This window comes from Stenotrophomonas sp. 01N47, assembly GCF_056399165.1.
Genome location: NZ_JBFTQU010000003.1, coordinates 22,425 through 35,765, shown reverse-complemented (window position 1 = coordinate 35,765; position 13,341 = coordinate 22,425). Strand labels below are relative to the sequence as shown.

The window sequence follows — 13,341 nt, the reverse complement described above, 5'->3', positions numbered from 1 at the left end:
CCGACCCGACCCACAGCGCCCAAAAAAAACCCCGCCTAGGCGGGGTTTTTCGTTCATGCGGTGCCAACGTAGATCAGTTTGTCCACTGCGGCATCGGCATCGCATCGACCGGGATCGGCGAGTTCGCATCGTCGCTGCCACGCTCGCGCTTGCCGCGCAGGTCGTTCTCGATCTGGTAGTTGCGGCGCTGCATCCAGGCATCGCGGACCAACGCGTATTCGTCCACCGCGGTATCGCGCAGGTCGTCGATCGCCAGCAGCTGCGCGCGGGTGTCGACCAGCTGCAGGCCCTGCAGGCCGATGCGGTACTTGTCGCTCTCGATGCGGCGGATCGGCGACAGCGGGATGTCACCGGCCAGGCCGAACACATCGCGCACGGTGCGCGGGCCGAAGAACGGCAGTTCCACGTAACGCGAACGACGCCAGCCCCAGGCACCCAGGGTCTGCCCGAAGTCCTCGTTGCGACGCGGCACCATCGCCTTGCTGGCCGGATCGAACAGGCCACCAACGCCCAGCGTGCTGTTCATCAGGAACCGGCCCAGGCTGTCCCAGGCATCGGCCGGGCGGCCCTGCAGCAGTTGGTTGGTGATGGTCAGCGGTGCACGCAGGTTGCTGAAGAAGTTGCTCACGCCGGTACGGGCAAAGCGCGGCACTACGTGGGTATAGGCGGTCGCCAGCGGACGGGCGATACCGCGGTCGACGGCGTTGTTGAAGCCGTGCACCTTGCGGTTGAACGGTTCCCACGGGTCGTACGCGGTGGTGTTGGTGGTGCTGCCGTTGGCGCCGTAAAGCGCGTCGAAGTCGTCATCGCCGCCCGGAGCGGTGGCGGCGGCGTCATTGCCGGTTGCACCCTGCGAAGCGGTAGCCGGTGCCGGAGAGGCCGCAGCAGGTACGGGGGCGTCGGCAATGGCGTTCGCAGCAGGTGCATCGGCACCAGCTGCGCTATCGACGGGGGCGGTACTCGTCGCCGGCACCACGGTGTCGGCCACCGGCGCGTCGTTGCGTGCCGGCTTGCCGGCACAGGCGCTGAGCGCGGCGGCCAGGAGGATCAGAGGGAAAACGCGCACGACGTTCATGTCAGCTCGCAGCAGAAGTAGCGTTGAAGTCCAGGTCGGGCGACAGCCGGTAGGCCGCGCTCAGTTCGTTGTAACCGGCGGGGGCGCCGGAGATGGTCAGCGGATGGCCGCTCTGGCGCGCGCGCGCGGCCAGCTCGGCCAGCAACGCCAGGCCGGCGCTGTCCACGCGCTCGACCTCCGCCAGTTCCAGCCGCGACAGCTGCGCCGGCAGGGCCTGCAGTTGCGGCCACAGCGCGATCACCGCTGCACGGTCGAGCACCCCGCGCAGGCGCAGGGTGTCACCTTCCAGCAGCGCCAGCGCCTTATTTGCCATTGCCGGCCGGCCCGGCCTGCATGCTGCCGCTGCGCAGATCGTTGGCCACCTGCTTGATGCCCTTCTGGCGCAGCGGGGCATCGAACTGGTTGCGGAAGGTCTGCACGTAGGAGATGCCTTCGATGTTCACATCGAAGATCTTCCACTGGCCGCCTTCATTGCGCATCCAGTACTCGACCGGCGTCGGCTCGCTGCCGGCACGCACCAGCTCGGTGCTCACGCGCACGCCGCGGTTACCCGGCAGCGGGCTTTCGCCCTTCAGGCGGAAGCTCGGCTTGCCTTGGATGTTGAGCAGGGTCGAGCCATAGCGCTGCATCAGGTTGTCGGCCATCGCATTGGCGAACAGCTTGATGTCAGCGTCAGCGGCGCCACGGGCGTGCGCGCCCAGCACCAGGCGCGCGGCATAGTCGCGGTCGAAGGTGCGGTTGAGCTCGCTGTCGATGTAGCTGCGCAGGCTCGCCGGGTTGCCGCTGAATTCGGCACGGCGCTGCTGCAGGGTGTTGAGGATGCGGGTGCTGGCGTCGATCACCACCTTGCCGGCCTGGCCCTGGGGGGCGACAGCAGCGGGCGCGGCGGCCTGCGCCTGGGCCAGGAACGGGGTGGCCAGCAGCAGCGACGAGGCGAGCAGGGCCGGGATCAGTTTCATCTTCATGGTTGCGGTTCCGTTGCAGGCGCCTGCGCGCCATCGTTGGGCTTCGGAGCAGCGCCGCCACCGGCGCCGCCACTGAACATGTATTTGCCGACCAGCTGGATCAGGTCCACGGCCGGCTGGGTGAAGACGATCTCTTCGCCGGGCTTCAGCACGTCCGGATCGCCGCCCGGCTGCAGACCGATATAGCTCTCGCCGAGCAAACCACTGGTGAAGATGCCGGCCGAGGTGTCCGCCGGCAGATCTTTGACCTTGCTGTCCATGCGCAGGGTCACGATCGATTCGAACTTCACCGGGTCCAGGTCGATCGCCGCGACCTGGCCGACCGTGACACCACCGATCTTCACCGGCGCCTGCTTGCGCAGCTGGCCGACCTGGGAGAAGCGCGCCTTGAGTTCATAGCCTTCGCCACCCCAGCTCCAGCGCTGGTTGGTCGAGGCGACGGCCAGCACCATCAGCGAGGCCAGGGCCAGCAGCAGGAAAGCGCCGACGGAGAATTCGAGTCTGGGACCGCGGATGGCCATGTGGATTACCTGATCAGTCGTGGTGGCCGCGCGCCGATGCGCGCCGCCGATGGAGGGGTTAGGTGAACAACATTGCCGACAGCACGAAGTTGAACATCAGCACCAGCAGCGAGGCGTTGACCACCGCACGGGTAGTGGCGACCGAGGTGCCTTCGATGGTGGGTTCAGCGTGGAAACCGACATAGGCGGCAACCAGTGCGGCGGTGCCGCCGAAGATCGCCGACTTCAGCATCGCCACGCCGAAGTCGTCCCAGAAGTCCACGCTGCCACGCAGCGCCGACCAGAACACGCCGTTGTCCAGGCCCAGTACGTGCACCGCTTCGAAATAGCTGGCGCTGATCGCCAGCGAACAGAAGATGCCGGTCAGCAGCGGCACGGTCAGTACTGCCGCCCAGAAGCGCGGCGCCACGGCCTTGGCCACCGGGTCGATGGCCATCAGTTCCAGCGCCTTGATCTGGTCGGTCGCGCGCATCAGGCCCAGTTCGGCGGCGATCGAGCTGCCGGCGCGGCCGATGAACAGCAGCGCGGTCAGCACCGGTGCCAGTTCGCGGTACAGCGACAGGCCGAGCAGGGTCGACAGCGCGTCGGCCGCACCGAAGGTGGTCAGCGTGCGGTAGCCCTGCAGGGTCAGCACCAGGCCGACGAAGGCACCGCCCACGGCGATGATCGGCAGCGAGCGCGCACCGATCTTGTAGATCTCGCGGGTCAGCTCGGCCAGGAAATCACGGGTCGGCAGCGAACCGCGCAGCACGGTCAGCGAGAACAGGCCGGCGCGACCCAGCGAGCGGGTGGCTTGCACGAACGGCATCAGGCAACCCTCGCGCGCGGTGCGGCGTCGAATGGAATGGGACCGTCGGGCTGGCCGTGCAGGAACTGCCGCAGCAGCGGGTCCTCGCTGGACTGCAGTGCCTCCGGCGTGCCCTGGAACACGATGCCGCCGTTGGCGATCGCGATCACCTGGTCGCAGATCGGCAGGGTCTCGTGCACGTGGTGGCTGACGATGATGCTGGTCAGGCCCAAGCTGTGGTTGAGGCGCTGGATCAGGCTCATGATCACCCCCGAGGCGATCGGGTCCAGCCCGGTCAGCGGCTCGTCGTAGATCATCAGCGGCGGGTCCAGGGCCAACGCACGGGCCAGTGCCACGCGGCGGGCCATGCCACCGGACAGTTCACGCGGCCAGGCATCGGCGGCGGCCAGCAGGCCCACCGAATGCAGCTTCATCTGCACCAGCCGGCGCAGCACCGCTGCCGGCAGGCGGGTGTGGGTGCGCAACGGCAGGGCGACGTTTTCGGCCACGGTCAGGTCGGTCAGCAGGCCATTGCCCTGCAGCAGTACGCCGACGCTCTTGCGCATCTCCAGCAGTTCGGCGGTGCGCAGCGGGATGGGCTTGCCGAACAGGGTGATGTCACCTGCAACCGGGCGCAGTTCGCCGGTCAGCGCCGCCAGCAGGGTCGACTTGCCGCTGCCGGACGGACCGAGCACGGCGGTGATGCTGCCCTTGGGCACCTGCAGCGAAACATCGCGCAGGATCGTGCGCCCGCTCCGGTCGATGCGGACGTTGGATAACTGCACCAGACTGGGAGTGGAAGCCGACATGGGCACCCTTAACGTTTTTTCGACATTGAAGCATCGGGTCAGACTGCTGAACATAAGCAGACTGGACGGTGCAGTATTGTTGCACGGCCGGACCGTCGCCAGACCGGGACAATTCCGAAAACGACCGGAACAATCCGTCGCGATCACCGTACCCCGGGATTGAATACGGGCGGGTGTGCTGCACACTGTGCACGATGAGTGACCCGGGCAGCGACTTCCGCCTCTACCATTCCAATTCGCTGGACGTGCTGGCTGCCCTGCTGGCGCGCAACGTGCGTGTGCCGGTACCGGGACAGCCGCTGCTGGCGCCGGAGGTGGTGCTGATCCCGCAGGTGGCGATGCGGCGCTGGCTGCAGGCGACACTGGCTGCCGAGTATGGCGTGGCCGCCAACCTGGAATTCCTGACCCCCGGTGAGTTCGTCGCCCGTGCGTTGAACGCCAATGTCGAGGGCGAAGCCGACGACCTGGACGCGGCCGCCCTGCACTGGCGCCTGTACCAGGCCTTGCGCGATCCGCAGCTGCTGGCGCAGCCACCGATGCGCGCGCTGCAGTCCTATCTTGCCGGGGGCGACGCGCTCAAACCCTGGGCCCTGGCCGGCGAACTGGCCTCGGTGTTCGAGAAGTACCAGGCCTGGCGCCGCGACTGGCTGCTGCGCTGGGAAGCCGGCGCCGACGCGGCCGATCCGCAGGCCATCCTGTGGCGCAGCATCGCCGCCGGCCATGGTTACCGCGCGCGCCGCATCCAGGCGTACCTGGACCGCTTCGAGGGCGCCGGCCAACCGCTGCCGCAGGGCCTGCCGCCGCGGATGTCGGCGTTCGCCACCCTCAACATCTCGCCCGACGTACTGCGGGTGATGGCCACCCAGTCGCGGGTGGGCGAACTGCATTTCTATCTGCCCACGCCGGTGCAGTCCTACTGGGGCGACCTGCAGACCCTGGCAGAGCGCCTGCGCAGCGGTGCGCCGGACCCGTTCGGCGAGGCCGCCGGCGAGAACCGCCTGCTGGAAGCGTGGGGTGCGGCTGGCCGCGATTTCATGGCGGTGCTGGGCAGCTATGAAGTGGTGCATCCGGCCGGCGAGATCGCGGCCTATTCCGACCCGGAGCAAGACACGCGGCCGACGATGGACCAGGGCGGGCTGTCCGACAGCCTGCTGCATCGCCTGCAGCGCGACCTGTTCCACCGTCGTGCATTGCCTTCCGGTGAACTGCGCGATGGCCTGCGCAGCGACGACCCGAGCCTGCAGGTGCACGCCTGCCACACCCGCCTGCGCGAGCTGCAGGTGCTGCACGACCAGCTGCGCAGCCTGCTGCAGGACCCGCGCTTCGACCCGCCGCTGCAGGCGCGCGAGATCGCCGTGCTGGCGCCGGACATCGATCCCTATGTGCCCTATCTGGAAGCGGTGTTCGGCGGGCGTGGTGGCGACGACGAGCACATTCCCTATGCGCTGGCCGACAGCAGTCCGCTGGCCGGCGAACCGCTGGCCGACGTGTTCGTGCACCTGCTCGGCCTGCCGATTTCGCGCTTCGGCCTGAACGAGGTACTTGATCTGTTGGCCAGTGCGCCGTTGGCCGAGGCCGCCGGCCTGGAAGCGGTCGACTTCGACCGTCTGCATGGCTGGCTGCAGCAGGCGGGCGCCCGTTGGGGCCTGGATGCCAACCATCGCGGCCAGCTGCAGGCCCCCAGTGACGACGCCTACACCTGGCAGTTCGCGCTGGATCGCCTGCTGCTGGGCCACGCCACCGGCAGCGAGGTGGACCTGGCCGGGGTGGCGCCGTGGATCGAACTGGAAGGCGGGGCGCTGGATGCGCTGGACCGCCTGTTGCGCCTGCTGCGCGTGCTGGTGGTCTACCAGCGCCGGCTCGGCGAACTGTTGACCCCCGCGCTGTGGCGGCAGCGCCTGCTGTCGATGCTTGATGCGCTGCTGCCGACGCCGCCCAGCTCACCCAACAGCCAGCGCGCGCTGGAGCGCCTGCGCAAGCTGCTCAACCAGTTCGCCGAGGATGCGTACAAGGCCGGGTTCGCCGACGGCGTTCCACCGGAGGTGGTGCGTGCGCACTTCGCCGGTGCACTGGCCGAGGCCGACACCCGGGCGCCGCTGCTGACCGGTGGCATCAGCTTCGGCCGCATGGTGCCGATGCGCCTGCTGCCGTTCCGGGTGATCTGCGTACTCGGCCTCAACGATGGTGATTTCCCGCGTCGAGATCCGGCCGCCGGCCTCAACCAGCTCACCGCCGAACTGGATACGCCGCGCCGCCGCCCGGGCGACCGCTCCACCCGCGAAGATGACCGCTTCCTGTTCCTGCAGCTGTTCGCCGCGGCGCAGGACGTGTTCTACCTCAGCTATCTCGGCGCGGACCCGCGCGATGGCAGCGTGCGGGAGCCGTCAGTGCTGGTCAGCGAACTGATCGACGCCGCCGCGGCCTATCACCTGGATCCGCCGGTTGCCACGCGGGATTTCACCGTGCGCCACGCGCTGCAGCCGTTCTCGCCGGCCGCCTTCGGTGACGGCGACCCACGCCGCTTCAGCTACCGCCGGCAGTGGCATCCCGCCGCCGGGCGACTGGGCGGGCAGCGCAGTGGTCTGCTGCCGTGGTTCGACACCGCATTGCCGCTACCGGTGGAGGACGCGGTGGAAGAGGAGGTCTCGCTGGAGAGCCTGCGCCGTTTCCTGTGCGATCCGGCGGGTCAGTTCCTCGCGCAATCGCTGGGCCTGCGCCTGGCTGACGACGTGCAGGACGTCGACGACTTGGAGCCGCTGGTGCTGTCCTCGCGCGGGCCGGAGAAGCGCAGCGTGCAGCTGGCCGTGGTGCAGGCCACGCTGGCCGGCGACAGCGAGCCGCTGTACCCGCGGCTGCGCGCACGCGGGCTGCTGCCGTCGGGCATCCTCGGCGAGCGCCAGTTCGAAGTGGAGCAGCTCAAGACCCGCCCGTACGCCACGGCCATGCTCGGCTGGTTGCAGGGCACGCCGCTGGAGAGCCGCCGCTATGAAGTGGAGATCGACGGTGTGCGCCTGCATGGGTGGGTGGGCGATCGCCATCCCGAGGGTCTGGTGCGCCTGCGCGCTGGCGCCCTCAACGGCAACGCGGTGATCCGCCAAGGGCTGGACTGGCTGTTGGCCAACGCCGCCGGCGATGCTTTGCCGCTGGTGCAGTTCCACGATGGCGGTGATGCCGGCCCCGGTCCGCATGTCTTGCCTGCGTTGACCGTGCCTGCAGCACGCGCAGCATTGCGCGCGCTGCTGCAGCTGCGCCAGCGCGGTCTGCGCGAACCGCTTCGCTTCGCGCCCTACACCGGCTGGGTGCTGTTCAACGCGCCGGTGGAAAAGCAGCGCAGCGAAGGCTGGAAACAATGGCATGGCAGCGACCGCAGCTGGGGTGAAGCCAGCAGTGATGCCTGGCAGCTGCTGCTGCGTGGCGCCGACCCGTTCGCCGACGACGCCAGTTACGCCGACCTGCTGCGCAACAGCCAGGTGGTCTTCAGCGCCGTGCGCGAAGGCCGCAGCTTCGGCAATGATCCACAGGCAGGCCACGCATGAGCAGCGTTGCCGAGGGCTCTTTCATCGACACGCGTTTCCCCGACCCCTACCTGGCGCTGCCGCTGCACGGCACGCGACTGATTGAAGCCAGTGCCGGCACCGGCAAGACCTTCACCCTGGCGACGCTGTTCACCCGTCTGGTGGTCGAGCAGGGCCTGCGTATCGGCCAGATCCTGGCGGTGACGTTCACTGACGCTGCCACACAGGAGCTGCGCAAGCGTATCCGCGAACGCCTGGTCCTGGCCGCACGCCTGGTCGATCTGCCGCCCGGCGATGATGAAACGCCCGACACGGTACTGACCCGGCAGGTGCTGCAACGCCACCTGCAGGACGGCACGGAAAGCGCCAAGGCGTTGAAGCGGCGGCTGCAGGTGGCTGCAGATGAAATCGACCTGGCGGCGATCTTCACCATCCACGGCTTCTGCACACGCGTGCTGCGCGAACACGCGCTGGAGAGTGGGCATACCTTCGACCCGCCGGAACTGCTGGCCAGCGATCGCGAACTGCTGGAAGAACTGGCCGCCGATCTCTGGCGTGTGCACGCCAACGACCCGGCCACGCTGGAACCGCTGACCTGGTTGTGGTCCACCCCGGATGCGCTGGCGGCTGACCTGCGCGCGCTGCTGGCATCGCCCCCCCTGCATCCGCGACCACAGCCACTGGCGCTCGCCGACCCGCGGCCAGCACTGGAGGCCGTCGCGGCGGAACTGGCTGCTGCCGTGTGCGCGCACGGCGAGGCCTTCTTTGCAGCGTTGTGCACGGCGGTCGAGAACAAGTGGCTCAACGGCGTGTCCTACAAGCTGGGCTGGCTGCAGTCGCTTGCCCGCCATGTGCTGGCCTGGGCCGAGCGCGGTGACCCGCGCGAGCTGCTGCTCAGCGATCGCCTGCCCGCACTGCTGCCGGACATCCTTGCCGACAAGACCAACAAGAAGTTCCCGGACCGCACGCCAGCTTCGCCGCTGCAGGCACCGCTGGCGCGCTATGTCGCATTGCTCGCCGAGCGTGAGCAGTGGCTGCGGGCCAGTGCGCTGAACGTCCTGCATGCGCTGCGCGAGGATGCCACCCAGCGTCTGTTGACCCTGAAACGCCTGCGCCGCGTGCAGACCTACGACGATCTGATCGATGGCGTCGCCCGCGCGCTGGAAGGCCCGCAGCGGCTGGACCTGGTGAAGCAGCTGCGTGCGCAGTACCGCATCGCCCTGGTCGATGAATTCCAGGATACCGATGACCGCCAGTGGAGCATCTTCCATACCGTGTTCGGCGCCTCGCCGGAGGTGGACGAACTGGGGCTGCAACCGGCGCTGTTCCTGATCGGTGACCCCAAGCAGGCCATCTATGGTTTCCGCGGCGGCGACATCCATACCTATCTGAAAGCCAAGCAGGTGGCCGAGCAGGCACCGGCGCTGGACCAGAACTTCCGCTCGCGCCCGGCCGTGCTGCGCGCGCTGCAGGCGCTGTACGACAACGCTGGCGAAGACGCCTTCCTCGAACGCGACATCCAGTTCGAGCCGGTGCGCCCCGGTGGCGTGCGTACCGATGAGGATTACCTGCGTGATGGCCGGGCCGCACCGGCGCTGACCCTGCGCCTGCTGCGCAGCGACGGTGAAAAGGCCCTTGGCGCCGATGCGTCGCGCGACGCGGCGACCCAGGCCTGCGTGGCCGCGATCCACCAGATCCTGCTGGAGGCGCGTGCCGGCACCGCGCTGCTGCGTGGGCGCCCGGTGCAACCCGGCGATATCGCCGTGCTGGTGCGCTCGCATCGCGAAGCCACGCTGGTGCAGCGTGCGCTGGCCGCAGTCGGCATTCCCGCGGTGGCGGCCGGCAAGCAGAGCCTGTTTGCCACCAGCGAGGCCCGTGACCTGCGTGCGTTGCTGCTGGCGTTGCTGCAACCGGCCGACGAAGGGCGACTGCGTACTGCATTGGCAACGGTGCTGCTGGGGCAGCGCGCAAGTGCGATTGCCAGCATGGAGCGTGAGGGGGATCTGCAGCGCGGGTTCCAGGCACAGCTGCTGCACTGGCGCGAACGCTGGCAGCGTGGCGGCCCGTTCGCGGTGGTGGCCGACGTCTGCGCCGCGCAGGGCGAACGCCTGCTGGCACTGATCGACGGCGAGCGGCGCCTGACCAACTACCTGCAGCTGGGCGAACTGCTGCAGGAAGCCTCCGCGCAGGCACTGGGCATGCACGGCCTGCTGGACTGGCTGCAGGGGCAGATGGCCAACGCCGACCAGGATGACGAGCAGCAGCTGCTGCGGCTGGAGTCCGACGCCCGACGGGTGCAGATCATCACCCTGCACAAGAGCAAAGGCTTGGAATACCCGCTGGTGTTCCTGCCGTTCGTGGGCATCGATGGCGGCGCACCGAACACCGCCACCCACTGCACCGTGCATCTGCAGGGCGAGCGCCAGCTGCACTGGAAGCTGGACAGGGACGACGCCTGGGACGCGGCCAGCAGCCAGCGCGAGCGCGAACAGCGTGCAGAAGACGCGCGCCTGCTGTACGTGGGACTGACCCGCGCCGAGCATGCCTTGTGGATCGCCGCCGGCGATCTGGCAGGCCATGCGAAGACCCGCCTGACGCCGTTGCTGGGCGACCTGCAGGCGCTGCGTGCGCACGCGGACGTGGACCTGGATGACAGTACGCCGCCGGGCCGCCTGCCGCAGCTGCTGGCCGAAACCGAAGGTGAGCTGCCTGCGGTGCGTGCCTTGACCCGCCGTGTGCCACATGACTGGTGGGTCTACAGCTTCACCCAGCTGGCGCATGCCGACGCTGGCAACGGCGACGATATCGAAGCGGCGGCCACCGAACTGCCGGCACCGGCTGCCGACGAACCCGCCGGTGCCGAGCTGCCGCTGGAACCGGCGCTGCCGGACGCCGCCGCAGCAGACACAGCACCGCCGGATCCGCGCTTCATGGGCAGCCGCTTCGGCAATGTGCTGCACGATGCACTGGAGAACGTCGACTTCGCACTGTGGTCGCACTGGCAGCCGCAGCAACCGGCACCGGAGGGACAGGCCGACGTGCTGCGCCGCTCGCTGCACGACGAAGGCTATGCCGACGAGGATCTGGACGATGGCGTGGCGGTGCTGGTGCCGCTGGTCGGCCACACCCTCACCGTACCGCTGCCCGAAGGCGGTGCGCTGTGCAGCGTGCCCGAGCATGAGCGCCGGGCCGAAATCGAGTTCCACTTCGCCATCGAGCCGACCGCAGTACCGGTGCTGCTGCAGCTGCTGCACGAGCACGGCATCTCCAGCGCGCGGCGCGGTTTCGGCCTGCGCAGAAGGCTGGAAGGCCTGATGACCGGCAAGATCGATCTGACCTACGTGCGTGATGGCCGCTGGTATGTGCTGGACTACAAATCCAACCGGTTGCCGGGCTACAGCCCGGACCTGCTGGAGATCGCGATGCGCCACAGCGAGTACGACCTGCAGGCGCTGATCTATACCGTGGCCCTGCATCGCTGGCTGCGCTTCCGCCTGGGCGCGGCATACGACTACGCGCGCGACATGGGCGGTATCCGCTATCTGTTCTGCCGGGGTCTGGATATTGCCGGCAATGGCGTGCACGTGCAGCGCTTCGCGCCTGAGCTGGTGGATGCGCTGGATGCCTTGTTTGCAGGCGGCGAAGCAGCCCAGGCCGAGATGGCGGCGCGCGCGCGCGGAGAAACCGCATGAACCTGCTGCGCGATCTGCATCGCAGTGGCCAGCTGCGCACCCTGGACCACGCCTTGGCCATCAGCCTCAAGCGCCTGCGCGAGGACACGCCGGACGACGTGGCACTGGCTGCCGCACTGGCCTCGCTGGCCGTGGCGCAGGGGCACGCTGGTTTCGATCCGCGCCAGCCCCAGCGCGTGATCGATGGCATTCCGGCATGGCCCGAACCTGCGCAGTGGCTGGCGCAGCTGCAGGCCTCACCCTGGGTGGCGACCCCGCAGGATGCCAGCGCCGCCGCCGCGGAAGCGCCGCTGGTGCTGGAGAACGGTCTGCTGTACCTGCGCCGCTACCGCGAATACGAGCGGCAGTTGGCTGTCGGCCTGCAACGCATCGGCCGCCATCCGCTGCCTGCACCGGACATGGCCGCCGTGGCGCCACTGTTCGCGCGTCTGTTCCCGCACGCCGCAACGGGTGAGGACCACCAGGCCCGTGCGGCTGGCGTAACCCTGCGCCACCCGCTGGCCCTGGTCACCGGTGGTCCCGGTACCGGCAAGACCACGACCATCGCCCGCCTGCTGCTGCTGTTGGCGGCACAGGCGCAGCATCAGGGCCTGCCCGTGCCGAAGGTAGCGTTGGCCGCACCCACCGGCCGCGCTGCCGAGCGCATGGCCGAAAGCCTGCGCCTGGCCGTACAGCGGCTGCAGGAGCAGGGGCTGGATCCGGCGCTGTGCACCGCGCTGCCCAGCACAGGCACCACCCTGCATCGCCTGCTCGGGGTGATTCCCGATTCACCGCGCTTCCGCCATCACGCCGACAATCCGTTGCCGGTGGACGTGGTGGTGGTCGACGAAGCTTCGATGATCGACCTGCCGCTGATGGCAAAGCTGGTCGACGCGATCGCCAGCGGTACCCGCCTGATCCTGCTCGGCGATCCCGACCAGTTGCCGTCAGTGGAAGCCGGTGATGTGCTCAGCGCTATCCTGCGCGCCAGCGGCGATGGCATCGGCACCCGCGCCGACGATGCGCAGGCGCTGCATGGACTGCTGGCAGCGGCGACGCTGCAGCCGCAGGCACCGCCGCGCGCGTTCGCAGGCCGCCGCGTGCAGTTGCAGCGTGGCTACCGGCAGAGTGATGCGCTGGACCTGGCGCCGCTGGCGCAGGCCGTGCGTGGCGGTGACAGTGGCACCGCCCTGCGCCTGCTGCGCAGTGGTGAACTGGCGGGCGTCCGCTTCCATGAAGGCGAAGCTGATCCGTTGCGCGGCCAACGCGAGCATCTGCTCGACCATTGGCGCGCGCTGGCCGACGCGTCGGATCCCGCGCAGGCACTGCAGCAGGCCGGCCGCCTGCGCGTGTTGACCGCACTGCGCGAAGGCCCGCAGGGCGCGCGTGGCCTCAACAGCCGTGTTGAACAGCTGCTGGCTGGCAACACCCCGGGCTACTTCCAGGGCCGGCTGCTGCTGATCACCGAAAACAGCTACCGCCACCGCCTGTTCAACGGCGATATCGGCATCTGCCTGCGCGATGGCAGCGGTGCGATGGTGGCCTGGTTCCCCGGCGAGACCGCCGACCAGCCCCGCGCCTTCCACCCGGCAGCGTTGCCCGCACACGAGAGCGCGTTCGCGATGACCGTGCACAAGGCGCAGGGCTCGGAATTCGATGAAGTGTGGTTGCAGCTGCCAAGGCAGGACAGCCGCGTGTTGTCGCGCGAACTGGTCTACACCGGCCTGACCCGCGCCCGCCAGCGCCTGCAGGTGGCCGGCAGCGCCGAGGTGCTGGAGGCGGCATTGAAACGACATGCCAGCCGCCTTGGTGGCCTGGCGTGGCGGCTGGGTGCGGAAGAGGTGACCGAGGAACCGGTGCGCGGCGAAGAACCCACCGTGCAGGGCACGTTGTTCTAAACGCCAGCCTTACCATCACATCGGTGTCCGGTTGCGGGGGCGTGAGCGCCATGGATGGCGCGACCGAGCTTACAGGGACGTACTTGCAGCGTCCCCCGCA

Annotated in this window: 9 protein-coding genes; 3 read left to right on the top strand and 6 right to left on the bottom strand. The window is 68.8% G+C overall.

Annotated features, from left to right (window positions below):
• Window positions 1–73: 73 nt before the first annotated feature.
• Genes AC1DKR_RS06395 through AC1DKR_RS06370 form a run of 6 tightly spaced genes read right to left on the bottom strand, consistent with a single transcriptional unit; the run spans window position 74 to window position 4,157 of the window.
• Complete coding sequence (locus AC1DKR_RS06395) at window positions 74–1,075, bottom strand: MlaA family lipoprotein (protein ID WP_353102192.1); 1,002 nt, start codon at window positions 1,073–1,075, stop codon at window positions 74–76.
• Between the two features lies 1 nt (window position 1,076).
• On the bottom strand, window positions 1,077–1,388 hold the full coding sequence (locus tag AC1DKR_RS06390; RefSeq protein WP_176022423.1) for an STAS domain-containing protein: 312 nt from the start codon (window positions 1,386–1,388) through the stop codon (window positions 1,077–1,079).
• Window positions 1,378–2,040 (bottom strand): MlaC/ttg2D family ABC transporter substrate-binding protein, encoded by a 663-nt coding sequence (locus AC1DKR_RS06385; protein ID WP_478031840.1) that lies wholly within the window; start codon window positions 2,038–2,040, stop codon window positions 1,378–1,380. Before AC1DKR_RS06385 ends, AC1DKR_RS06390 begins: the two co-directional genes overlap by 11 nt.
• Window positions 2,037–2,561: an outer membrane lipid asymmetry maintenance protein MlaD gene (mlaD, locus tag AC1DKR_RS06380; protein ID WP_006404090.1), complete on the bottom strand. Its 525-nt coding sequence runs from the start codon at window positions 2,559–2,561 to the stop codon at window positions 2,037–2,039. Before mlaD ends, AC1DKR_RS06385 begins: the two co-directional genes overlap by 4 nt.
• A gap of 58 nt (window positions 2,562–2,619) precedes the next feature.
• Window positions 2,620–3,369 carry an MlaE family lipid ABC transporter permease subunit gene (locus tag AC1DKR_RS06375; protein ID WP_006404088.1) on the bottom strand — a complete coding sequence of 250 codons (750 nt, stop codon included), beginning with the start codon at window positions 3,367–3,369 and terminating at the stop codon, window positions 2,620–2,622.
• On the bottom strand, window positions 3,369–4,157 hold the full coding sequence (locus AC1DKR_RS06370; protein WP_478031836.1) for an ABC transporter ATP-binding protein: 789 nt from the start codon (window positions 4,155–4,157) through the stop codon (window positions 3,369–3,371). Before AC1DKR_RS06370 ends, AC1DKR_RS06375 begins: the two co-directional genes overlap by 1 nt.
• Window positions 4,158–4,351: 194 nt before the next feature.
• On the opposite strand from AC1DKR_RS06370, the gene recC reads away from it, so the two are divergent.
• From recC to recD, 3 genes are read left to right on the top strand one after another with little or no spacing between them, the layout of a single operon-like run.
• A complete protein-coding gene (recC, locus tag AC1DKR_RS06365; protein ID WP_478031834.1) occupies window positions 4,352–7,693 on the top strand; it encodes an exodeoxyribonuclease V subunit gamma in 3,342 nt (1,113 codons plus the stop codon).
• Entirely contained in the window at window positions 7,690–11,364 is a 3,675-nt protein-coding gene (gene recB / locus AC1DKR_RS06360) for an exodeoxyribonuclease V subunit beta (protein ID WP_478031832.1), read from the top strand. Before recC ends, recB begins: the two co-directional genes overlap by 4 nt.
• On the top strand, window positions 11,361–13,241 hold the full coding sequence (gene recD / locus AC1DKR_RS06355) for an exodeoxyribonuclease V subunit alpha (RefSeq protein ID WP_478031831.1): 1,881 nt from the start codon (window positions 11,361–11,363) through the stop codon (window positions 13,239–13,241). The genes recB and recD overlap by 4 nt, the downstream gene beginning before the upstream one ends.
• Window positions 13,242–13,341 lie beyond the last annotated feature (100 nt).